Raw genomic sequence first — 22,566 nt, forward strand, 5'->3', positions numbered from 1 at the left:
CCGATGAGCACACACGCCGAAATCAAGAAGTGGACCCTGCCGGCACTGGCCGCCGCCAAGCGCGAACAGCGCAAGCTGGTCATGCTGACCGCCTACGACTACAGCTTCGCGCGGGTGGTCGACGCCAACGGCGTTGACCTGGTGCTGGTCGGCGACTCGCTGGGCATGGTGGTGCAGGGCCGCGATTCGACCTTGCCGGTCACGGTGGAGCAGATGGCCTACCACACCGCGGCAGTCGCTCGCGGGTTAACCCGCGCGATGCTGATCGCCGATCTTCCTTTCCAGTCCGACGCCACGCCCGAGCGGGCGCTGCAAGCGTCCATCGCGCTGCTGCAGGCCGGTGCAGAGATGGTGAAGCTGGAGGGCGCGGGCCACAAACTCGAAGTCATCCGCTTCCTGGCCGAGCGCGACATTCCGATCTGCGGGCACCTTGGTCTGACCCCGCAGTCGGTGCTGAAGTTCGGCGGTTATAAAGTGCAGGGTCGCGACGAAAATGCCGCGGCCAAATTACGTTCCGATGCGCAGGCCGTGGCCGATGCCGGGGCCTCGATGATGGTGCTGGAATGCGTGCCGTCGCCGCTGGCCGCGGCCATCACCGCAGCCAGCCCCGTTCCCACCATCGGCATCGGCGCCGGTCCCGATTGCGACGGCCAAGTGCTGGTGCTGCACGACTTCCTGGGCATCGACACAGGACACCGCAAGCCTAAATTCGTCAAGGATTTCCTGGGCGAGGGCGGTTCGATCGCCGGCGCGATCGCCGCTTACGCCGCAGCGGTGCGCGATGGCTCGTTTCCCGATGCCGAACACTCCTACTGAAAGTTTCCAGCTGAACACCCCTAATAAAAGCCGGCGCCCGCATAAGGAAGCGCAATGATCGAAACCATCACCGAACTCGACGCGCTGCGCGCGCGGGTCAATGGCTGGAAGCGCGAGGGCTTGCGGGTCGGTTTCGTGCCGACCATGGGCAACCTGCACGCCGGTCATTATTCGCTGGTGATGCTGGCGCGCCAGTACGCCGATCGCGTGGTGTCCAGCGTGTTCGTCAATCCGACCCAGTTCGGCCCCAACGAAGACTTCACCCGCTACCCGCGCACTCCCGAAGCGGACACGACCGGTCTGGAGGGCGCGGGCTGCGACGTGCTGTGGCTGCCGACAGTGGAATCCATGTATCCGTTCGGCGTCGAACTGGCGGCCAGGATCAACGTGCCCGGCGTCAGCGGCGTGCTGGAAGGCGCGCACCGCCCCGGGCACTTCGACGGCGTCTGCACAGTGGTCACGCGTCTGTTCAACCAAGTTCAGCCCGACGTGGCCGCATTCGGCAAGAAAGATTTCCAGCAGCTGGCGGTAATCCGGCAGATGGTCACCGACCTGGCTTTTCCCATCGAGATTCTGGGCGGCAGCATCGTGCGCGAAAGCGACGGGCTGGCGATGAGTTCGCGCAACCAGTATCTGTCGGCGGACGAGCGTCCGCTTGCAGCCGAGATCCGCAAGACGCTGCTGGCGATGCGCGATGCCGCGGCGTCCGGACGGCCCCGTCAGGAAGTGGAAGCGGAGGCTTCCCGCAGACTGGCCGTGGCGGGTTTCGCCGTGGATTACGCCGTGATCAGGCGTCCGGATCTCAGCGAGCCGGCAGACGGCGAAAAATCCGGGAAAGTGGCGCTGATCGCGGCCAAACTGGGCAAGACCCGGCTGATCGACAACCTGGAGTTCTGAAACCCTTCTCCCAACGGGAGAAGAGCCTGCCCCGTACTTGATACTAGGTGCCCGGAGGGCGGATGAGGGGGAACGGAGTAGTGATGTCTGAACCATCCGTACTCCATTACCCCTCACCCCAATCCGTCTCCCGACGGGAGAGGGGCCTGCTTGGTAGACTTCGGCTTCCCTCCGACGTTTCTTCCGCCATGCAACTCAGCCTCCTGAAAGCCAAGATCCACCGCGCCACCGTTACCCATTCCGAGTTGAACTACGAAGGCTCCGTCGCCATCGACGGCCTGCTGCTGGACGCCAGCGGCATACGCGAGTTCGAACAGGTCCACGTCTGGGACGTCACCAATGGCAGCCGCTTCAGCACCTATGCGATCCGCGCGGACGAAGGCAGCGGCATCCTTTCCTTGAACGGCGGCGCCGCGCGCCATGTCCAGGTTGGAGACCTGGTCATCATCGCCGCCTTCGTTGGCGTGAGCGAACAGGAGGCCGCCGCTTTCAAGCCGACCCTGGTCTACGTGGATGCCGACAACCGCCTGACCCACACCAACCACTCCATCCCCAAGCAGGCCGCATGAGCATGAAGCCGGGTTTCGACACGCTGCGGTCCCACGCTGCGCGCCTGCAGGGCGCGCACTCGTCGTCGCTGCTGGCGAAGGATCCGGCGCGCGCGCGCGACTTCGCGCTGCGCCAGGAATCGCTGTATTTCAATTTCGCGCGGCAATCCTACGACCGCGATGCGCTCGACGCGTTGCTGGCTCTGGCGCGGTCGCGCGACATGACGGGTGCGTACCGGCGTTTGTTCGACGGCGAGAAAGTCAACATCACCGAAGGCCGCGCCGCGTTGCATACGGCGCTGCGCGGCGACCATTCGGGCGCCGCGATCGCGCGCGAGGCCTACGCGACCGCCAGTGCGGTCCGCCTGCGCATGGGCGCATTGGTCGCGGAACTCGAGGCCAGCGGCATCACCGATATCGTCAGCGTCGGCATCGGCGGTTCCGATTTGGGGCCGCGGCTGGTGGCCGATGCGCTGCGCGAGCCGGCCGGCGGACGTTTCCGCGTGCATTTCCTTTCCAACGTGGACGGCGCCGCCGCGCAGCGCACGCTGGCGCCGCTCGATCCGGCACGCACCGCAGCGATCTTGATCTCCAAGACTTTCGGCACCCAGGAAACGCTGCTCAATGGCGGCATCCTGCGCGACTGGCTGGGCGGCAGCGAACGCCTGTACGCGGTCAGCGCCAATCCCGAGCGCGCCGCAGCCGCTTTCGACATCGCGGCCGAGCGCGTGCTGCCGATGTGGGACTGGGTCGGCGGCCGTTACTCGCTATGGTCCGCGGTAGGTCTGCCGATCGCGCTGGCGATCGGTTTCGATCGTTTCGAAGGCCTGCTCTCCGGTGCGTCGGAGTTCGACGCGCATGTGTTGAATTCGCCGCTGGAAAGCAATATCTCAGTCCGTCATGCGCTGACGGCGGTGTGGAACCGGAATGTTCTCGGCCATGCCGCGCATGGCGTGATGACCTACGACCAGCGCCTGGCCTTGCTGCCCGCTTATCTACAGCAGCTGGTGATGGAAAGCCTGGGCAAGTCGGTGAAGTTGGACGGCAGCCCGGTGGAGGGCGACACGGTGCCGGTATGGTGGGGCGGGGCGGGTACCGACGTGCAGCACAGTTTCTTCCAGGCATTGCACCAGGGCACGGGTATCGTGCCGCTGGATTTCGTTGGCACCATCCGCAACGACGATCCGTACGCGGAAAACCATCTGGCATTGATGTCCAATCTTTTCGCCCAGGCCGAAGCGCTGGCCAACGGCCAGTCCAGCGAAGATCCGCATCGCGCCTATGCCGGCGGCCGGCCCAGCACGTTGATATTGTTGGACGCGTTGACGCCGCAATCCCTGGGCGCGCTGATCGCGATGTACGAGCACAGCGTTTACGCGCAGTCCGTGCTGTGGGGAATCAATGCTTTCGATCAGTTCGGAGTTGAACTGGGCAAGCAGCTAGCGAACGGTTTGCTGCCGGCGCTGCGCGGGGAGGCCGAAGCCAGCGATCCGGTCACCAAGGTGCTGCTGGCGGAACTGAAGGCGCGAGCCTAAAGAAAATCAGTCGTCATCCCAGCGAAAGCTGGTATCCATCTTGATTTTCGCGGTGGCAGTCAGGATCAAGATCAAAATGGATCCCAGCTTTCGCTGGGATGACGGTGGACGCATCCGCTAGGTTTGGTGACGCGCCAGCGCCCAGGCCACATGCTCGCGCACCACCGCCGATTCGCTGTCGCGCTGTGAAGCCAGGGCGGCGGTCACTTCCGGCGTAGTCGGCGCATTTCCCAATCCCACCGCGATATTGCGCAGCCAGCGTTCGTAGCCGCTGCGGCGGATCGCCGAGCCTTCGGTCCGACTGAGGAACTCGGCTTCCGACCATGCGAACAGTTGCGGCAGCGTCGCGACATCCAGGTCGTTGCGCGCGCGGAAATCCGGCTCGTCCGTGCGTTTGGCGAACTTGTTCCAGGGGCACACCAACTGGCAGTCGTCGCAGCCGAAGATGCGGTTGCCGATGGCGGGGCGAAGTTCCTCGGGGATCGAGCCTTCATGCTCGATGGTCAGGTAGGAGATGCAACGGCGCGCGTCCAGCCGGTAAGGCGCCACGATGGCCTGGGTCGGGCAGATGTCGATGCAGCGCGTGCAGGTGCCACAATGCGCGCTGGCAGGCGCGTCGACGGGCAGGGGTAGATCTACGTAGATCTCGCCCAGGAAGAACCACGAACCGCCGTCCTTGTCGATCAGGCAGGTGTGCTTGCCGATCCAGCCCAGCCCCGCATTTCTCGCCAAAGCACGCTCCAGCACCGGCGCCGAATCCACGAACACGCGATGGCCAAACGCTCCGACTTCTTCCTGTATCCGTTCCGCCAGTTTCTGCAGGCGCTGCCGCATCAACTTGTGATAGTCGCGGCCCAGCGCGTAGCGGGCGACATAGGCGCGCTCCCCGTTTTCCAGCGTGGTCCAGGCTTCCTCGCCATCGTTGCGGCCGTAGTCCAGGCCGACCGAGATCACCCGCAAAGTTCCGGGAATCAGTTCGTCGGGCCGCGCGCGTTTGTCGCCATGGCGCGCCATCCAATCCATCGAGCCGTACAGGCCCTTGGCCAGCCAGTCGCGCAAGTGGGTTTCGTCCTCGCCCAGTTCGATGCCGGCGATGCCGCAGCGCTGGAAGCCGAGTTCGCGCGACAACGCCCGCACGCGCCGGGCGAGTGCGGCAGGATCCGGTGCGACGGCGAACGAAGAGGACATGAGTCAAGTATAGAATCCATGCCATGTACGGATTGCTGCCCTTGTTCGATACCCACGCCGCGCGTTTACTGGACGCCCGCGCGACAGCGCTGCTGGGAGGCGATGGCTACGCGCTGATGCAGCGTGCGGGACAGGCCGCCTGGCAGCATCTGCTGCAGCACTGGCCCGCCGCGCAACGCATCACCGTGGTGTGCGGGCCCGGCAACAATGGCGGCGATGGCTATGTGCTGGCGCGCCTGGCGCACCGTTCGGGCCGCCGCGTGAAGGTGGTGCACCTGGCCGAGCACGTGCCCGGCACGGAGCTGTCCCAGCGCGCTTGCACCGATTATGTGGCGGTGGGAGGAGAGATCGGGATTTTCCCCGAAGTCGTGCCGCATGGGGATCTGGTGGTGGACGCTCTGTTCGGCATCGGTCTGTCGCGGCCGCCCGATGCGTTCGCTACCGCGTTGATCGATGCCATCAATGGGCAGCCGGCGCCGGTGCTGGCGCTGGATGTGCCTAGTGGATTCGATGCCGACAAGGGATCGGCGCCCGGCAAGGCGGTGGCAGCATCACGCACCTTGCAGTTCATCGCGCGGCACGCGGGCCTGCACACTGGCGAAGCGCTCGAACATACGGGCGAGCTCGAACTGGACGGGCTGGAGGTTCCTGTCGAGGTTTTTTCCACGGTCGAGCCTGGGGCATCGCTGCTGACGCAGGAAGCGTTGTCGTACTGGCTGCTGCCGCGTCGCCGCAATACGCACAAAGGAGAGTCGGGCCGCGCGCTGTGCATCGGCGGCGATCATGGGCATGGCGGCGCCATCCTGTTGTGCGCGGAAGCGGCCTTGCGCAGCGGTGCGGGCCTGTTGAGCGTGGCGACCCGCGAAACGCACGTGCCGGCGATATTGGCGAGGCGTCCCGAAGCGATGGTGCGTGCGGTCGAATCCGGAGACGAACTGAAGCCCTTGTTTTCGCAGGTCGACGCGATAGCCATCGGCCCCGGTTTGGGTCAGGGCGATTGGGGCCGCGCAATGCTGAAGCTCGCGCTGGCGACGGACAAACCGCTGGTGCTGGATGCCGATGCGCTGAACCTGATCGCCGCAGAGTCCCATACGTTCGCCCCTGCGCTTGCCGATGCGATCCTGACCCCGCATCCGGGCGAAGCGGCGCGTCTGCTCGGCACAGATACGGCCGAAGTGCAGCGCGATCGCTTCGCCGCCGCGCGAGCCATCGCGGAACGTTACCAAGCGGTCGCCGTGCTCAAGGGCGCGGGCACGATCATTGCGGCGCCTGGGCAGGCGCCGCGCGTGCTGGATGCCGGCAATCCGGGCATGGCGGTGGGCGGCATGGGCGATGTGCTGACCGGCGTGATCGTGGCGTTGCGGGCAAGCGGCATGTCCGCTTTCGATGCGGCCAGCGCCGGCGCGCTACTGCATTCGCTAGCGGGCGATGCCGCTGCGGAAGAGGGCGAACGCGGACTCTTGCCGGCGGATCTTTTCTTCCCTCTGCGTCGTCTGGCCAATCCGGTGGGAGTCGATTGATGCGCCTGCTGCTTCCGGCAAGCGACGCGACCGAGGCGTTGGGTCGTGCGTTGGCGATCACGCGTCCGGCGCATGCGGTCGTGCATCTGCAAGGCGATCTGGGCGCGGGCAAGTCGACGCTTGCGCGCGCGTTGCTGCGTGCGCTGGGCGTGGAGGGCGCGATCCGCAGCCCGACCTACACCTTGGTGGAGCGATATCCGATTCCCGAAGGCGAAGCCTGGCACTTGGATCTTTACCGCATCGGCGATGCGGGAGAGTTGGACTTTCTGGGCTTGGACGACGCGGTCGCCACCCTGTGGCTGGTGGAATGGCCTGAGCGCGCGGGCCTTGCTCTGCCCAAAGCCGATCTGCGGGTGGAACTGGCGACTCAAGGGGTTGGCCGGGAGGCCAGAGTAAGTGCCGGTACGGGAATAGGCAAGCGCTGGCTGGCGCATCTGGCCACTTCGCAGGAAGTTGCGGCACTATCTTCCCAGCCACAACAGGAAGTGCCAGCAGGTCACGGATTATTAAGGGAAAAATAGTTGCATTCCTGGGCAGATGGTGCTTGAATCCGCCGCATGCATAAGGGGATCACCCGTTTCGGCAGCACCACGATGGGCATCGCGCTCGCTTTGAGCGTCGCATGCCCCGTTTTTGCCGGTGAAGTCCGCGGGGTCAGCGTTGAGTCGGGTGCGACCGGTACCCGCGCCGAGATCCAGCTGGAAGGCAAAGGCGAGTACAAAACCCTCTCCCTGGCCGGCCCGGATCGGCTGGTCGTAGACCTGCCAGCCTCCACCGCCATGCGTGGCCTGAAGCTTCCGACCGGTGCCGGGATCATCAAGTCGGTGCGCACCGGCCAGCCGACGCCGGACACCTTGCGCATCGTGTTCGATCTTTCGTCTTCGGTCGTGGCGATGAAACCGCGTCTTGAGTCCACCGGCAGCGGCGCGCGGCTGGTGCTGGAATGGCCCGGCGACGGTCCCGCTCCCGCGACGGTCGCGGCCAAACCGGCGGCGGTCGATTCTCCGCCTGCGACGACCCAAGCCGGCACCCAACAAGCCGGCACCCAGCAAGCCAGCGCGCAAACCGCGGCGCAGGCGACTGCCGCGTTGACTTCCGCCGCCGCGCAACAGGCCGCGGCAAAACCCCCTGCGGTCTCGCCGCAACTCTCGCCACAGGCCATTCTCAATGGCCAGAGCACTCAGGCTGCGGTTCCCGCCAGCTCTGGCGAAGCCAGTGCTGAGCCGACGCAACCGGTCCCTGGCCAGTACACCATCGCCACGGGGGTGCCGACGCCCACCATGTCAGCCACCCCGGCGGAAGTTCCGGCAACCGGCGAGCCCGCCCCTTACAAGCCAGTGCCGCAGGTGCCGATGCGAACCGGCATGCGTCCGCTCGTCATCGCTATCGACGCAGGGCATGGCGGTCAGGATCCCGGCGCACAAGGCCCCACCGGCAAGCGCGAGAAGGACGTCACCCTGGCGGTGGCGCGCGAACTGGCGCGGCAGATCAACGCCACCCCGGGCATGAAGGCCTATTTGGTGCGCGATGGCGACTATTTCATTCCGCTGCCCCAGCGTGCGCAGAAGGCGCGCGCCAACAAGGCGGACATGTTCGTCTCCATTCACGCCGACGCCGCCGAGAATCGCAGCGCGCGCGGTTCGTCGGTGTACGTGCTTTCGCTCAAGGGCGCTTCCTCGCAGCGGGCGCGTTGGTTGGCGGATAAGGAAAACTCGTCCGACCTGGTCGGAGGCGTGCGTCTGCGGCAGGTGGACAACACCCTGTCCTCGGTCCTGCTGGACTTGGCTCAGAGCGGACACATGAAAGCGTCGGAGGACGCCGCCAACCACGTGCTGGATGGACTCAAGCGCGTGGGCAACAACCACAAGCCGAACATCGAGCGCGCCAACTTCGCGGTGCTGCGCACTTCCGACATGCCCGCCATGCTGGTGGAAACCGCGTTCATCTCCAATGCGGACGAAGAGCGGCGCCTGACCGACCCGGGCTACCAGCGCAAGGTCGCCGGCGCGGTGCTCGATGGCGTGCAGACCTATTTCACCCGCCAGCCGCCACCGGGCACGCTGTTCGCGGCGCGCGCCGCCGCAGCGGACGCGGCGGCCAGGAGCACGGCCAGCGTCGGCAGCGCGGGCGCACCGTAAGCTCCACCCCTCGGCTATCATCACGTCTGTTTTCCCGACGACGCTTGCGCGTCGCCATCCGACCGTGCAGATCCGCCAACTCCCCGACACCCTCATCAATCAGATCGCTGCAGGCGAGGTCGTCGAACGCCCCGCGTCCGTGGTCAAGGAGTTGGTGGAAAACGCGTTGGACGCCGGTGCTTTACGCATCGACATAGATCTGGAAGAGGGTGGCATACGGCTGATCCGCATCCGCGACGACGGCGGCGGCATCGCCCCGGAAGAACTGCCGCTGGCGGTCGCACGCCACGCGACCAGCAAGATCGCTTCGCTGGACGATCTGGAAGCGGTGGCCACGCTAGGCTTCCGTGGCGAAGCCTTGCCGTCGATCGCTTCGGTCAGCCGTTTCTCGTTGTCCTCGCGTCGCGCCGGAGACGAGCATGGCGCGTCTCTGCAGGTCGAAGGCGGCAAGCTGGGCGAGGTAGCGCCCAAGGCACAGGCGCCCGGCACCACGGTGGAAGTGCGCGAACTGTTCTACAACGTGCCCGCGCGGCGCAAGTTCCTGCGCGCCGAGCGCACCGAGTTGGGGCATATCGAAGAATGGTTGCGTTCGCTTGCGCTGGCGCGCCCGGACGTGGAGCTGCGCGTCAGCCATAACGGCCGTCCTTCGCGCCGCTACAAGCCCGATCTGTTGGACGCTTCGCTACGTTTGAACGAAACCCTGGGCGAGGATTTCGCGCGTCAGGCATTACGTGTGGAGCACGGGGCGGCGGGCCTGCGCTTGCACGGCTGGATCGCGTTGCCCAGTTATTCGCGCGCCAGTGCGGACCAGCAATACCTCTACGTCAACGGTCGTGCGGTGCGCGATCGCAACGTCGCCCACGCGGTGAAGATAGCCTATCAGGACGTGCTGTTCCACGGCCGTCAGCCGGCCTATGTGCTGTTTCTCGAAATAGACCCGCTGCGCGTCGACGTCAACGTGCATCCCGCCAAGCATGAAGTCCGTTTCCGCGACACGCGCCTGGTGCACGACTTCGTCTATCGCACCTTGCAGGACGCCCTGGCCGAAACGCGCGCCGGTGCGATTGCGGCCGCGACCCAGGGAGCCGCGGACAACGCGCAGTATCCGGCAACCGCCGCTGCGTTCGGTTCGCCGCGACAGTGGTTGCCGACGCAACAGTCGCCGCTGGGCTTGAGCCTCGGCGAAGCGCCGGCGGCTTATGCCGCGCTCTATGCGCAACCGCCAGTATCACAACCCTACTCGGCGCAATCGCAGGAGCAGCGCTTGCCCGCGAGCAGCGATGCTGCCGTTCCGCCGTTGGGCTATGCCATTGCGCAACTGCACGGCATCTATATCCTGGCCGAGAACGCCGATGGCCTGATCGTGGTGGACATGCATGCGGCGCACGAGCGTATCGGTTACGAGAAATTGAAGAGCGCGCACGACGGCATCGGTCTGCATTCCCAGCCGCTGCTGGTGCCGTTGAATCTGGCGGTGGCCGAGCGCGAAGCGGAAGTCGCCGAGCGCGAAGCCGAAACCCTGGCGACGCTCGGTTTCGACGTGACCCGCAGCGGCCCGCAGTCGCTCAGCGTGCGCAGCGTACCCGCATTGCTGGCGCAAGCAGAACCGGAGGGCCTGTTGCGCGACGTGCTGACCGACCTGCGCGAGCATGGCGAGACCAGACGCATTGCGGCAGCGCGCGACGAACTTCTTTCCACCATGGCTTGCCACGGCGCGGTGCGCGCCAATCGCCGCCTGTCGGTTCCGGAAATGAACGCGTTGCTGCGCGAGATGGAAATAACCGAGCGCTCCGGCCAATGCAATCATGGCCGGCCTACCTGGGCGCGTTTCTCCCTGACTGAAATCGATCGCTGGTTCTTGAGAGGACGTTGAGATGGGGAAGGCCGTGGAGATGGGAAAATTGACCCGCTATGCGCTGGCTGCGTCGCTGCTGCTGCTCGCGGCATGCGGTGGCGATCCTGGCGCGGGTCAAAAGGCGGCAGCGCCCGCACCCGACGTCAATTTCAACGCCGACAACGCCATCTGGCGCAACGAGCGCAAGCAGGATCTGCTCAAGCCGGATGGCTGGACCAGCTTGGTAGGCCTGCACTGGCTGGAACTCAAAGCCCACTACCTCGGCAGCAGCGCCGGCAGCGGAATCCATCTGGCGGTAGGTCCGCCCAAGATGGGCATGGTGGAACAGCGCGACGGGCGCATTTACTTCACTCCCGAGAGTGGCGTCGCTTTGACCTTGGACGGCAACCCCCTGACCGGCAGAGTGGAGCTGAAAAACGACCATGACCAGGCGCCCAGCCTGATCGGTTTCGACGATGGCAAAGGTCAGCTGAGCGTGATCAAGCGTGGCCAGCGTTTCGGTTTGCGCATCAAGCACGCCGATGCGCCCACGCGCCTGCAGTTCGCCGGACTCGAATACTGGCCGGCCGATCCGTCTTGGAGAATCGTCGGCAAATTCGTTCCGCATCCGCCGGGCAAGACCTTGCCCATCGTCGACATCATCGGCACCGCCACGGATGCGCCGAATCCGGGTGCGGTGGAATTCGTGCGCGAGGGCAAGACCTACCGCCTCGAGGCGATGGGCGAGCCCGGCAACGAGCTTTTCCTGGTGTTCGCCGACCGCACCAGCGGCCACGGCAGCTATCCGGCGGGCCGCTTCATCGATACGCCGGGTCCGGACGCGCAGGGCAGGGTGGTGCTGGATTTCAATCGGGCTTATAGCCCGCCTTGCGCCTTCACGTCGTTCGCGACCTGTCCGTTGCCGCCGCCCGAAAACCGTCTCGACCTGGCCATCACCGCCGGCGAGAAAACCTACTCTCATCCCGCAACCCTGTGACCAGGACAACCATGCGTCTACTTCGATCCTGCGGCTTCAAGCCGATGCTGCTGGCGGCGCTGGCCACGTTCGCTTTCGCCGTCAATGCAGATGCGGCCAAATCCCCGCTTGCCGCGACGGCCAGTTCGCCGCCGGTCCCGCTGTTGTGGAAGGTATCCGATGGCGACAATTCGGTTTACCTGCTGGGTTCGTTCCATTTGCTCAGACCCAACGACTATCCGCTGTCCCAGGATGTGGATGCGGCGTTCGCCGATGCCGAGTCGCTGGTGTTCGAGATGGCGCCGGAGGAAATGTCTTCTCCCGCGCTGGGCATGCAGATGGGACAGGCCGCATTGCGCATAGACGGCACGCAGCTCAATAGCGAGCTTCCCGCCGCCACCGTGAGCTTGCTGGACGCCTGGCTGGCGGCCAATGGACCAGACCTGCAGAAAATGGGGCTGACGCCGCAGGTGGTGCAGATGTTCGAGCCTTGGTTCGTCGGCCTGACCATCACCATCACCGAAATGACCAAGCAGGGCCTGGACCCGAAACTCGGCCTGGATACGCACTTGGCTGCGATGGCAGCCGAGGCAGGCAAGCCGACCGCCGGCCTGGAGACCGGCGCGCAGCAGATCGCGTTCCTCGACGGCATGAGCAAGGAAGAACAACTCCAGTTCCTGGCCGAGGCCTTGTCCGAATCCAGGGACGCGAAAGAGGAAACCGCCAAGCTGCATGCCGCATGGCGCGCCGGTAAAGCCGACGTGTTATGGCAGGACATGGCTGTGCAGATGAAGAAGGAGTATCCCGGTCTTTACAAGCGCATCAACGTCGCGCGCAACGACGCGTGGGTGCCCAGGATCGAGAAGCGTCTCACTGCATCCGGCAAGGACGACACGCTGGTCGTGGTCGGCGCCTTGCACCTGTTGGGATCGGATGGCGTCGTCGAGAAACTTCGTGCCAAGGGTTATCGGATCGAGCGTATCTGTTCGGCTTGTGAGCGGACAGGTGGCCAGGGGAATTCCGGCCGTTGACCGATTCAAACGCCATGCGCGAGGTCATGCAGGCCTACATGCGCGCGGTCGAGGCCATGAATCGTGGCCAGTGGCGGCAGGCCCAGCAACTGGTCGGGCAGGTCGAGAAACACGCGCCCAACCACGGTGGCGTGCATTTTATCGCTGGCGTGTCGGCGTTGCAGTTGCAACAACTGCCGCTGGCGATTGAACACCTGGAGAAGGCCGCCCGCTACGGCCCGGATCGTGCGGACTATTCGGCCCAATATGCGCGTGCCTTGGCGATCAGCGGACACCAACGCGAGGCGGTGGCCGTGGCCGATGCCGCGATTGGTCTGGCCAGCGCCGATGCGACGACCTGGGACACGCTTGGCGTGGTGTATACCTTGGCGAACTTGCACCGGCAGGCAGCGGACGCATTCCGCAAGGCCGTGGAACTCGCCCCGGACAATGCCAATCTCCGTTTCAACCTCGCCACTTCATTCATGCAGTACGGCGAGATCGGCTTGGCGGAGCGCGAGTACGAGATTTGCGCCGAAATCGATCCTACTTACTGGCGCGCGTACATGGGATTGTCGCAGCTGCGTACGCAAACCAGGGAAAACAACCACATCGAGCGAGTCGCCAAATTGCTGCAGGATCACCTGCAGGACGTCGATGCGAGGCTCTACCTTAATTTGTCGTTAGCCAAAGAATTCGAGGACTTTGGCGAGTATCCGACGGCATTCGACCACTACACCCGCGGCAAGGCCGCGCATCGCAGCAGGGTCGGATACTCAAGCGAGCGGGATGCCGCGGTTTTCGACGCGATCAGGCGCTATTTCGATGGGCTGGAGGTGAGCGCGGCAAGCGGCGCGGAAAGCGACGAGCCGATCTTCGTCTTCGGCATGCCGCGTTCGGGGACCACTCTGACCGATCGCATACTGTCTTCGCACAGCGCGGTGCATTCGGCTGGCGAACTGGACAACTTCGGGACCGCCCTGCAGCGCGTGGCCGGCAGCGCGCTGCGATCGCTGCCGGACGTCATCTCCCGACTCGGCCCCGGATTCTCGGACTGGGCCCGGTTGGGAAACTCCTATCTGGAGAGCACGCGGCCAGGCACAGGCGGTGCTCCGCACTTCGTCGACAAGCTTCCGCACAACTTTCTGTATGCCGGATTCATTGCGCAAGCATTGCCGCGGGCGAAGCTCATCTGCCTGCGCCGCGATCCGATGGATACCTGTCTGAGCAATTTCAGGCAACTATTCGCGCTGGAGTCGATCGATCATGCTTATTCCTTCGACCTACTCGACACCGGGCGTTATTACCTGCGATTCGACCGGCTGATGCGGTACTTCCAGCAGATGATGCCGGGAAGGATCTTGGACCTTCATTACGAACAGCTCGTCAATGCGCAGGAAAACACCACGCGCGCGCTATTGGAGTTCTGCGGTTTGCCGTGGGAGGAAGGCTGCCTCAGCTTCGAGCGGAACCAGGCGCCTGCGGCGACTGCGAGCATGGTGCAGGTGCGTGCCGGCATGAATGCCTCCTCGCTGCATCGATGGAAGCGCTATGGAACGCAGATGGAGGGACTGCGGCGTCTGCTCGAAGAAGGCGGCGTGGACGTAGGCTGACCTTTGGGTCGTCGCTCAAGCGGTGAGGTGCATTTCAATGCAATCCACCGGGCAAGCGGGCAGGCAGAGCTCGCAGCCGGTGCATAGCGGTTCGATCACCACGTGCATGTGCTTGGCCCCGCCGATGATGGCGTCCACCGGACAGGCCTGGATGCATTTGGTGCAGCCGATGCAATCGGCTTCGACGATCAGTGCGACGGCAGAGGGTTTGTGCAACCCGCGCGTTCGATCATAGGGTTGCGCAGCCGTCGATAGAAGGTGCGCAAGCGCCCGTGCGCCCGCGTCGCCGCCGGGCGGACACCTATCCACTCCGGCTTCGTGCCGGGCCATCGCTTCGGCGTAAGGGCGGCAGCCGTCGAAACCGCACTGCCCGCATTGGGTCTGCGGCAGCAGGCGGTCAAGACGCTCGGCAAGTGCGATGTCCACGTCGTCTGCGGCGCACCGGCAATCAGCGCACCGGCATGCCGGGTTCGGCGGCGTCGTCCGCGTCCAGCAGCGCCAGCGCGCCGCCATCGAAACCCGCGGACAGGATCATGCCTTCGCTGGTGCCGAACCTCATCTTGCGCGGCGCCAGATTGGCGATGAACACCACACTGCGGCCCAACAGTTTTTCCGGCTCCGCATAACTCGCACGAATGCCGGAGAAGATCTGGCGCCTGCCCAGATCGCCAGCATCCAGCTCGAACCGCAGCAGCTTGTCGGAGCCCTCGACGAATTCGCAGGCAACGACCTTGCCGATGCGCAGGTCGAGTTTGGCGAAATCTTCCATCGAAACGAAAGCGTCCGTCTTGGTGCCGTCGGCAGTGGCGGCAGTCGCCTTGGCGACCACCTTAGTTACCGCCGGTTTCGTTTCCGGCGCCGTGGCGGGCTGAGCAGCCATGGTGTCTTTCGAGGCTTCGGTCATGGCGGCGATCTGCTTCGGGTCGATACGGGTGAACAGCGGCAGGTAGGGCTTGACCGCGTGCGCCAATAACGGCGTGTCCAGGTCCTGCCAGGCATAGACCGGCGCGGCGAGGAAGGCCTCCGCCTGCGTCGAGGTATGCGGCAGGATAGGCTTCAGAGCGGCAACCAGCACGCGGAACAGGTTCAGTCCCTGCGTGCAGACCGCCTGCAGTTCCGCATCGGCGCCGTCCTGCTTGGCGATGACCCAAGGCTTCTTATCGTCGATATAGCGGTTGGCCTCATCGGCCAGCGCCATGGTCTGGCGAATCGCGCCCGCGGGATCGTTGCGTTCGTAGGCTTCGCGGATCGGCGCCAGCGCAGTCACGAAGCGCGCATACATCGCCGCGTCGGGCAACGTCGCCGCCAATCGCCCGTCGAAGCGTTTTTCGATGAAACCGGCACAGCGGCTGGCCAGGTTGACGAACTTGCCGACCAAGTCCGCATTGACCCGCGCAACGAAATCGCCCAGGTTGAGATCCAAGTCGTCGACGCCGCCGGAGGACTTGGCGGCGTAGTAGTAGCGCAATGCTTCCGGCTCCAGGCCGACATCCAGGAAGGTGCGCGCCATGACGAAGGTGCCGCGCGACTTGGACATCTTGGCGCCGTCCACGGTCAGGTAGCCGTTGACGTGCAGGCGCGTCGGCGCGCGGAAGCCCACGCCCTTAAGCACCGCCGGCCAGAACAGGCCATGGAAGTTGACGATGTCCTTGCCGATGAAATGATGCAGTTCGGTCCCTGTACCGGCGATCAGGTGCGATTCGAAATCGATGCCGTTACGCGCGCACAGGTTACGGAAGCTGCTGAGGTAGCCGATGGGCGCATCCAGCCAGACGTAGAAGTACTTGCCAGGTGCGCCAGGGATTTCGAACCCGAAATACGGCGCATCACGGGAGATGTCCCACGCCCGCAGGCCGCCCTCGGCGTCCAGCCATTCCATCAGCTTGGCCTTGACGCCGGGTAGAGCGACATCGCCGGCCATCCACTCGCGCAGGAACGATTGGAAGCCGCCGACCTCGAAGAAGTAGTGGTCCGAATCGCGCAGTTCGGGCGTAGCCCCGGACAGGACCGACTTCGGTTCCTTCAGCTCGGTCGGCGCGTAGGTGGCGCCGCAGTTCTCGCAATTGTCGCCGTACTGGTCGGGCGTGCCGCAGTTGGGGCAAATGCCTTTGATGTAGCGATCCGGCAGGAACATGCCTTTTTCCGGATCGTAGAACTGGGCCACGCTGCGGCGCGCAATGTGGCCGCCGGCTTCCAGCCGCGTATAGAACAGCTCGGTGAGCTCGCGATTGGCGGCCGAGTGGGTCGAGTCGTAATGGTCGAAGGCGACGCCGAACGCCGCGAAGTCGCGCTCGTGCGAGGCCTGGACGCTGGCGATGAAGGCTTCCGGCGTCACTCCCGCTTTTTCCGCGGCCAGCATGATCGGCGTGCCATGGGTGTCGTCCGCGCATACGAACCAAGCGATGTCGCCGCGCAGACGACGGGCGCGCACCCAGATGTCGGCCTGGATATAGCCGACCAGGTGGCCCAGGTGCAGGGGGCCATTGGCGTAGGGCAGGGCGGTGGTTACGAGCGCGGTGCGGGTCATGGGATGCGGCGAGCGGAGGGCAGGCGATTATCGCATGCGCCGCAAACCGGCCTGCCTAAAAAGGCGCGGCCCGGCAGACGCCGGGCCGAACAGGTCGCTTGCCTGTATCGGCGATCGCTTATTCGCGAATCCAAGTCTGCGCCCGGCAGATAAAGGCGATACAGCCGGACATGTCCAGTTTCTTGCCGCTCGGGTGCAGTTCGATCTTCGATTTGTAGGTCTTGCCCTTGCTCGGATCCAGCACCGTGCCGCCGACCCAGCGGGTCGCGTCCTCGGCCTTGAGATTCCAAAGGATCACCATTCCCTTGATCGGCTTGTTCCTGTTGACGCCCGAGCACTTGTCGCAGATCGGGTTCGGGCCCGTGTCCGATTGCAGCACCTCCACGACCTTGCCGGCCAGAGTGCCATTGGCAGCCTTGTAGATATCGACGATCGACTTCGGCTTTCCGGTCTCATCGTCGATGGTTTTCCAGCGGCCGATGGGACTGCTTTGGGCGACGCATGCGAAGGGAAGCGCCAACAACAACAGGAAGACGGACAGGCGGCGGAGGGACATGGCGGATGATCCGGTCGAGGCATGAGCCAATGGCATGGTCGAAAACGACCCGGATCGACCGGGCCGTTCGTCCTTCAAGTCAAGGCGGGCCTCAGTGCTCGCGGGTCCATTCCTGGTGTTTGCAGATGAAGCCGAGGCAACCGGAAACCTGCAGCTTGGTCGGCGACAGCAACTCGCCCTTCGCCTTGTAGGTCTTGCCGTTGGCGAGCTTGAGCACGGTTCCGCCACTGTAGCCGGCTCCGTCGCGCTTCAGTCCCCACAGGATCACCATGTCCTTCATTGGCTTGTTCTTGGCTGCACCAGTGCATGCGGTGCAGGTGGCGTTCGGCGCGAACAGGGTTTCCACCACCTTGGCCGCGATGGTGCCGCCCTTGGCTTCGTACACATCCACGATCAGGCGCGGCTTGCCGGTGTCTTCATCGTAGGTTTTCCAGCGTCCAACGGCCGGGTCGGCGGCCATAGCCGACATCGACAAGGCGAGCAAAGGCAGTGCCACCAGCGTGGCGATCAATTTATTGCGCATGTTCCCCTCCCAGGGATAGTGGACGTTCGGTCCGGAAATCGCTTCTGGTCATCCCGGTGCGCCGCCTTTATACCGCATCCGCTGGCGTATGGAAGCGGATGTCCACTTCCATTCAGCAGGCGGCACAGAGAGGGATGCAGGTAAAATGAACGCCTTGCCGAACAACCGGGGTTTCTTCCGAAGTGGAACATCGAATCAGTGCGCACGCAGTACAGCCTGGGCTGTCGCCGTCGCCGCGGGTGAAGAACGTCATCGCAGTAGGCTCCGGCAAGGGCGGGGTGGGGAAGTCCACCACCGCCGTAAATCTTGCGCTGGCATTGCACGCCGATGGTGCGAAAGTCGGAATCCTGGATGCCGACGTCTACGGCCCCAGCATCCCCACCATGCTCGGGCTGAGCGGCAAGCCGGACAGCCCGGACAACAAGTCCATCGAGCCGATGCGGGCTTTCGGGATCGAGGCGATGTCGATCGGTTTCCTGGTGGATGCCGAAACGCCGATGATCTGGCGCGGCCCGATGGCGACTTCCGCCTTGACCCAGTTGTTCACGGACACCCTGTGGGGGGATCTGGACTACCTGCTGATCGACCTGCCGCCCGGCACGGGCGATATCCAACTGACCCTGGCGCAGAAAATACCGGTGGCCGGAGCCGTCATCGTCACCACCCCGCAGGACATCGCCACGCTGGATGCGAAGAAGGCATTGAAGATGTTCCATAAAGTGGAAGTGCCCGTGCTGGGCATCATCGAGAACATGGCGTTGCATGTCTGCTCGAACTGCGGACACGAAGAACACCTGTTTGGCGAAGGCGGCGGGCAGCGCATGGCCGCGCAGTACGGCGTGCCCTTGCTGGGTTCGCTGCCGCTGGATATCGCCATCCGCGAACAGGGCGATGCCGGCCAACCGGTGGTGATCGCTTCGCCCGACTCGGCCGTGGCCGAGGCGTATCGGCAGACCGCCCGTGCCATGGCCGCGCAACTGGCCCTGCGTCCGCGCGCTTCCATTCCCATTGCGTCGTCCCTGGTCTGAGACCGACCGCAGCGCCTCGGCTAGAATTGACGGCTTCAACTCCATAAAGCCCCGGCCGATCGGCCACAGGAATCAACGCATGAGCATCAAGAGCGACCGCTGGATCCGCCGCATGTCCGAACAGCACGGCATGATCGAACCGTACGAGGCCGGGCAGGTCAAGCAGGTCAACGGCGAGCGCATCGTCAGCTACGGCACCTCCAGCTATGGCTACGACGTGCGTTGCTCGCGCGAGTTCAAGATCTTCACCAACATCAACTCGACCATCGTCGATCCGAAGCATTTCGACAGCGGCAGCTTCGTCGACGTCGAGGCCGACTCTTGCGTGATACCGCCCAACAGCTTCGCGCTGGCGCGCACGGTGGAGTATTTCCGCATTCCGCGCAGCACTCTGGTCGTGTGCCTGGGCAAGAGCACCTACGCGCGTTGCGGCATTATCGTCAACGTGACCCCGCTGGAGCCGGAGTGGGAAGGCCACGTGACTTTGGAATTCAGCAACACCACGCCGCTGCCCGCGCGCATCTACGCCAACGAAGGCGTGGCGCAGATGTTGTTCTTCGAATCGGACGAAGTCTGCGAGACCAGTTACAAGGACCGGGGCGGCAAGTACCAGGGGCAGACCGGCGTCACCCTGCCGCGTACCTGACGATTTACTCCTTCCTGTTCAAAGGGAAGGCTTTCAATGTTCCGCGCCAGCGGCCATACGCTGGTCGTCGGTGGTGGCGATAGCGATGCGCAGGGCCAGGCGCAGCGCATCGGCGACGGTTTCCACCGGAAGCCCGGGCGCGTTCGCAATCGAGGCCTGTTCCGGCGAATACGGGACGTGTATGAAACCGGCACGGACTTTGCGGCGCTTACGCAATGCGTGCATCAGTCCATAGAACACGTGGTTGCAGACATAGGTGCCGGCGGTCTGCGAAATTTCGACTGGAAATCCCGCCTCACGCAATCCGGCCAGCATCGATTTGATGGGCAGGGTGGCGAAGTAGGCCGCCGGACCGTCGGCGACGATGGGCTCGTCCACCGGCTGGTTGCCATCGCTATCGGGAATGCGCGCGTCGTCGACATTGATGGCGATGCGTTCCAGCGAGAGGCACGCGCGGCCCGTTGCCAGGCCCACGCAGACGACCAAGACCGGCGAAACTTCACGGAGGGCGGCTCCCAGCAGCTTCAGCGATGCGCCGAACGTGACAGGCAGTCTCCGCGCGACAACGTGGTGGCCGGCGATACGCTTGCCGTGCAGGGCCAGCACCGCGTCCCAGCTGGGATTGGTCGGCTGGCCGTCGAAGGGTTCGAAGCCGGTCAGCAGAATGGTGGGCAGCGATTTCATCGGAAGCAGAGCAGCAACATCAACGCGACATTGACCGCCATGAGCGCGAATGCGGTCATGGCTTGCGAACGTATCACCGCATAGGGATCCTTCAATTCCAGCAGTACTGCGGGCACGATGTTGAAGTTGGCCGCCATCGGCGTCAGCAAGGTGCCGCAATAGCCGGTGAGCATGCCGATGGCGCCCAGGCTGGCCGGATCGGCACCGTGCTTCTGGATCAGCAGCGGCAGGCCGATGCCGGCCATCATCACCGGGAACGCGGCGAACGCGTTGCCCATGATGATGGTGAACAACACCATGCCCGACGCGAACGCCAGCAGGCAGGCGACTCGGCTTTCGATCGGAATCACGTGACCGACCAGGGAAGCGATCACCTCCCCCACGCCGGTGGCGGCGAACACGCCGCCCAGTGTGGCCAGCACCATCGGCAACAAGACTGCCCATCCAAGGGAGTCGAGCAGGCGGCGCCCCTGCGCCAGGGGTTCGGCCGCGCGGGCGCGCGTCACCCATAATCCCGCAGCCAGTGCGAACAGGCTGGCGATCGCCAGCGAGCTCAGCGTCAAGGCCTTCGGGTCCATCAACCGGTCCATGCCCGGCACCCATTTGCTGGCGACGAACAGCACCAGCGTGAGCGCCGGAATCAGCAATGTGGGCACAAACAGGCGATTGCGCAGGGCGGCGGCCAGCGATTGGCGTCGCGCGAGCGCCTCGACGCTGTCGGGCGCGGTGCCAAGACGTCCTCTCGCGGCCAGTACGCCCAGGGCGATCACGCCCGCACCCATGACCTGTGCGGGCCATTGCACGCCCGATTTTGCGGCCTGCAGGATCTGCGTGCCGAAAGCGAAGGGTCCGATCAATATCGCCCAAAAGGCGGCAGTTGAGTAACGCCCTTCGCGCAGGTTGTACAAGGCCGTGATCAGCAGGAAAGCGCCGATCAGCCAGTAGAAATAGTCAACCCGAAGCATCGGTGGATTCCGGTGCGGTCCGGGCGCGCTCGCGTTCCAACCTGCGCTGCAGCAGTCTCAATCGGATCGCATGGATGACAAAGGCCGCGATGGCGGTGGGCAGCGCCCACAAAGCGATGGCGATGGGTTCCAGTTCGATACCGTTGCGGGCGTAGAAACCCTGGATCAGCAGCACCGCGCCGATGGCGACGAAAACGTCTTCGCCGAAGAACAGGCCGATGTTGTCGGTGGCCGCGGCGCTGGCGCGCACCTGCTCGCGTTCCGAATCGGTTAGCGGCCCGAGGGTGCGTTCCGCTGCCGCTTCGCTCATTGGCGCAACCAGGGGACGCACCGTCTGCGCGGGACCGGCGACGTGCGTCAGTCCCATCATGCTGCTCAACTGGCGCATCGCCAGATAGGCGATCTGGAAACGCGACAGGTTCAAGCCACGGAAGCTGACGATCCACTCACGTGCGCGTTCACGTAAGCCATAGTGCTCCAACAAGCCGATGACAGGCAGCGTCAACAGGAACATCAACAGCGTACGATTCTCCACGAAGCTCGTCCCCAGCAAGGCCAGCAGGTCGGGCAGGGCGATGCCGGCCAGCAGGCCGCTGGTCAGTCCGGCGACCACCACCACAAGCACCGGATTGAAGCGCAGTACGAAACCCACCACTACTACGGCGATTCCCAGCAGGGGCCAGTAATTCATCGGCGACGCTCCGGTACGCGAACTTGGAAACCCGAATTCTCGATCGCCGCGCGTAGCGCGCGCGCGAAGCCGACCGCGTCGGCACGGTCGCCATGCAGACACAGGCTGTCCGCACGCAAGGCCAGACGCTCGCCGGTGCGCGCGATCACCACGCCATCGCGCAGCAGCAAGACGGCTTGGGCCGCGGCATTGGCGGGATCGTCGATGCTCGCATCGGCATGGCTGCGCGGCGTCAAGGCGCCGTCGGCCTCGTAGCGCCGTTCCGCGAACGCTTCATGGGCGACCTGCAATCCGAGTGCGGTTCCCGCGTCGGTCAAGGCGCTTCCGGACAAGCCGTACAGGATCAGATGCGGATCGTGATCCCGCACGGCGGTGGCGATGGCATCGGCGATCGCGCGATCTCGCGCAGCCAGGTTGTACAAGGCGCCGTGCGGTTTGACGTGATTGAGACGAAGGCCGGCCGCGCGCACGAAAGCGTCCAGTGCCCCGATCTGATACAGCGCAAGCGCATAGGCCTCGCCGGGCGCAACGGATTGCGCGGTGCGGCCGAAGTTCTCGCGATCGGCGAAGGAGGGATGCGCGCCGATGGCGACGCCGTGTTCGCCGCACAACTTCACTGTGTCGCGCATCAGCTCCGGGCTTCCTGCGTGGAAGCCGCAGGCGATGCTGGCCGAACTGATGAAGGGCATAAGTCCGGCGTCGTCGCCGACGCCTTCGCCCAGGTCGCAGTTGAAGTCGATTACCCGTGCCATCGCGGCTTGCGGCTATTTGCCGTTGCGATTCTTGGACAGCATGCTGATACCCATCGCGATGAGGATCCGGCTGGGTACGAGATTCGCTTTCATTGGCGGGAATAGCCTGCAGGGAGGTA

General features: G+C 64.6%; 22 protein-coding genes. 13 read left to right on the forward strand and 9 right to left on the reverse strand.

The features are described 5' to 3' along the window. Window positions 1–3 precede the first annotated feature (3 nt). The 4 genes from panB (at window position 4) to pgi (ending at window position 3,796) form a co-directional block, all read left to right on the forward strand. Window positions 4–816 (forward strand): 3-methyl-2-oxobutanoate hydroxymethyltransferase, encoded by an 813-nt coding sequence (gene panB, locus J2W94_RS03130; RefSeq protein WP_310090225.1) that lies wholly within the window; start codon window positions 4–6, stop codon window positions 814–816. A gap of 54 nt (window positions 817–870) precedes the next feature. Next, window positions 871–1,713 (forward strand): pantoate--beta-alanine ligase, encoded by an 843-nt coding sequence (gene panC, locus J2W94_RS03135; RefSeq protein WP_310090227.1) that lies wholly within the window; start codon window positions 871–873, stop codon window positions 1,711–1,713. A gap of 188 nt (window positions 1,714–1,901) precedes the next feature. After that, the gene (gene panD, locus J2W94_RS03140) at window positions 1,902–2,282 is read left to right on the forward strand and encodes an aspartate 1-decarboxylase (RefSeq protein WP_310090229.1); all 381 of its coding nucleotides are present in this window, start codon (window positions 1,902–1,904) and stop codon (window positions 2,280–2,282) included. Next, a complete protein-coding gene (gene pgi, locus J2W94_RS03145; protein WP_310090231.1) occupies window positions 2,279–3,796 on the forward strand; it encodes a glucose-6-phosphate isomerase in 1,518 nt (505 codons plus the stop codon). Before panD ends, pgi begins: the two co-directional genes overlap by 4 nt. A 117-nt stretch (window positions 3,797–3,913) precedes the next feature. Here the strand turns inward: pgi and queG are convergent, their stop codons facing one another. Beyond that, on the reverse strand, window positions 3,914–4,984 hold the full coding sequence (gene queG, locus J2W94_RS03150) for a tRNA epoxyqueuosine(34) reductase QueG (protein WP_310090233.1): 1,071 nt from the start codon (window positions 4,982–4,984) through the stop codon (window positions 3,914–3,916). A 23-nt stretch (window positions 4,985–5,007) separates the two neighbouring features. Here queG and J2W94_RS03155 point away from each other — a divergent pair, with 23 nt between their 5' ends. From J2W94_RS03155 to J2W94_RS03185, 7 genes are all read left to right on the forward strand, one after another. Further along, window positions 5,008–6,504, forward strand: coding sequence for an NAD(P)H-hydrate dehydratase (locus J2W94_RS03155; RefSeq protein ID WP_310090235.1), 1,497 nt, complete (start codon window positions 5,008–5,010; stop codon window positions 6,502–6,504). After that, entirely contained in the window at window positions 6,504–7,025 is a 522-nt protein-coding gene (gene tsaE, locus J2W94_RS03160; protein WP_310090237.1) for a tRNA (adenosine(37)-N6)-threonylcarbamoyltransferase complex ATPase subunit type 1 TsaE, read from the forward strand. The genes J2W94_RS03155 and tsaE overlap by 1 nt, the downstream gene beginning before the upstream one ends. Window positions 7,026–7,061: 36 nt before the next feature. Next, a complete protein-coding gene (locus J2W94_RS03165) occupies window positions 7,062–8,642 on the forward strand; it encodes an N-acetylmuramoyl-L-alanine amidase (RefSeq protein WP_430540536.1) in 1,581 nt (526 codons plus the stop codon). A 64-nt stretch (window positions 8,643–8,706) separates the two neighbouring features. After that, window positions 8,707–10,515 (forward strand): DNA mismatch repair endonuclease MutL, encoded by a 1,809-nt coding sequence (gene mutL, locus J2W94_RS03170; RefSeq protein WP_310090240.1) that lies wholly within the window; start codon window positions 8,707–8,709, stop codon window positions 10,513–10,515. 1 nt (window position 10,516) lies between these two features. Beyond that, the gene (locus J2W94_RS03175) at window positions 10,517–11,473 is read left to right on the forward strand and encodes a DUF1684 domain-containing protein (RefSeq protein ID WP_310090242.1); all 957 of its coding nucleotides are present in this window, start codon (window positions 10,517–10,519) and stop codon (window positions 11,471–11,473) included. Between the two features lie 11 nt (window positions 11,474–11,484). Continuing rightward, window positions 11,485–12,483: a TraB/GumN family protein gene (locus tag J2W94_RS03180; RefSeq protein WP_310090243.1), complete on the forward strand. Its 999-nt coding sequence runs from the start codon at window positions 11,485–11,487 to the stop codon at window positions 12,481–12,483. Continuing rightward, window positions 12,480–14,075 (forward strand): tetratricopeptide repeat-containing sulfotransferase family protein, encoded by a 1,596-nt coding sequence (locus J2W94_RS03185; RefSeq protein WP_310090245.1) that lies wholly within the window; start codon window positions 12,480–12,482, stop codon window positions 14,073–14,075. Before J2W94_RS03180 ends, J2W94_RS03185 begins: the two co-directional genes overlap by 4 nt. Before the next feature lie 15 nt (window positions 14,076–14,090). On the opposite strand, the gene rnfB is transcribed toward J2W94_RS03185, so the two are convergent. The 4 genes from rnfB to J2W94_RS03205 form a co-directional block, all read right to left on the reverse strand. Further along, window positions 14,091–14,501, reverse strand: coding sequence for an Rnf electron transport complex subunit RnfB (gene rnfB / locus J2W94_RS03190; RefSeq protein WP_310090247.1), 411 nt, complete (start codon window positions 14,499–14,501; stop codon window positions 14,091–14,093). Window positions 14,502–14,523: 22 nt separating this feature from the next. Then, window positions 14,524–16,602, reverse strand: a complete 2,079-nt coding sequence (gene metG, locus J2W94_RS03195) for a methionine--tRNA ligase (RefSeq protein ID WP_310090249.1) — start codon at window positions 16,600–16,602, stop codon at window positions 14,524–14,526. Window positions 16,603–16,720: 118 nt separating this feature from the next. Next, entirely contained in the window at window positions 16,721–17,158 is a 438-nt protein-coding gene (locus J2W94_RS03200; protein ID WP_310090251.1) for a DUF2147 domain-containing protein, read from the reverse strand. A gap of 91 nt (window positions 17,159–17,249) precedes the next feature. Next, entirely contained in the window at window positions 17,250–17,681 is a 432-nt protein-coding gene (locus J2W94_RS03205; RefSeq protein ID WP_310090252.1) for a DUF2147 domain-containing protein, read from the reverse strand. A gap of 182 nt (window positions 17,682–17,863) precedes the next feature. Between J2W94_RS03205 and apbC the strand changes: the two genes are divergently transcribed. Both apbC and dcd read left to right on the forward strand, forming a co-directional pair. Beyond that, window positions 17,864–18,709 (forward strand): iron-sulfur cluster carrier protein ApbC, encoded by an 846-nt coding sequence (gene apbC / locus J2W94_RS03210; RefSeq protein WP_310090253.1) that lies wholly within the window; start codon window positions 17,864–17,866, stop codon window positions 18,707–18,709. 79 nt (window positions 18,710–18,788) lie between these two features. Continuing rightward, window positions 18,789–19,355, forward strand: a complete 567-nt coding sequence (gene dcd / locus J2W94_RS03215; protein ID WP_310090254.1) for a dCTP deaminase — start codon at window positions 18,789–18,791, stop codon at window positions 19,353–19,355. 33 nt (window positions 19,356–19,388) lie between these two features. Here dcd and pcp read toward each other — a convergent pair whose 3' ends face one another. From pcp to J2W94_RS03235, 4 genes are read right to left on the reverse strand one after another with little or no spacing between them, the layout of a single operon-like run. After that, complete coding sequence (pcp, locus tag J2W94_RS03220; RefSeq protein WP_310090255.1) at window positions 19,389–20,039, reverse strand: pyroglutamyl-peptidase I; 651 nt, start codon at window positions 20,037–20,039, stop codon at window positions 19,389–19,391. Beyond that, window positions 20,036–21,004, reverse strand: coding sequence for a DUF979 domain-containing protein (locus J2W94_RS03225; protein ID WP_310090256.1), 969 nt, complete (start codon window positions 21,002–21,004; stop codon window positions 20,036–20,038). Before J2W94_RS03225 ends, pcp begins: the two co-directional genes overlap by 4 nt. Beyond that, a complete protein-coding gene (locus J2W94_RS03230) occupies window positions 20,991–21,695 on the reverse strand; it encodes a DUF969 domain-containing protein (RefSeq protein WP_310090257.1) in 705 nt (234 codons plus the stop codon). The genes J2W94_RS03225 and J2W94_RS03230 overlap by 14 nt, the downstream gene beginning before the upstream one ends. Beyond that, a complete protein-coding gene (locus J2W94_RS03235; RefSeq protein ID WP_310090258.1) occupies window positions 21,692–22,447 on the reverse strand; it encodes a LamB/YcsF family protein in 756 nt (251 codons plus the stop codon). The genes J2W94_RS03230 and J2W94_RS03235 overlap by 4 nt, the downstream gene beginning before the upstream one ends. Between the last annotated feature and the right edge of the window lie 119 nt (window positions 22,448–22,566).

This window comes from Pseudoxanthomonas sacheonensis, from assembly GCF_031455975.1.
Lineage (GTDB): Bacteria > Pseudomonadota > Gammaproteobacteria > Xanthomonadales > Xanthomonadaceae > Pseudoxanthomonas_A > Pseudoxanthomonas_A sacheonensis_A.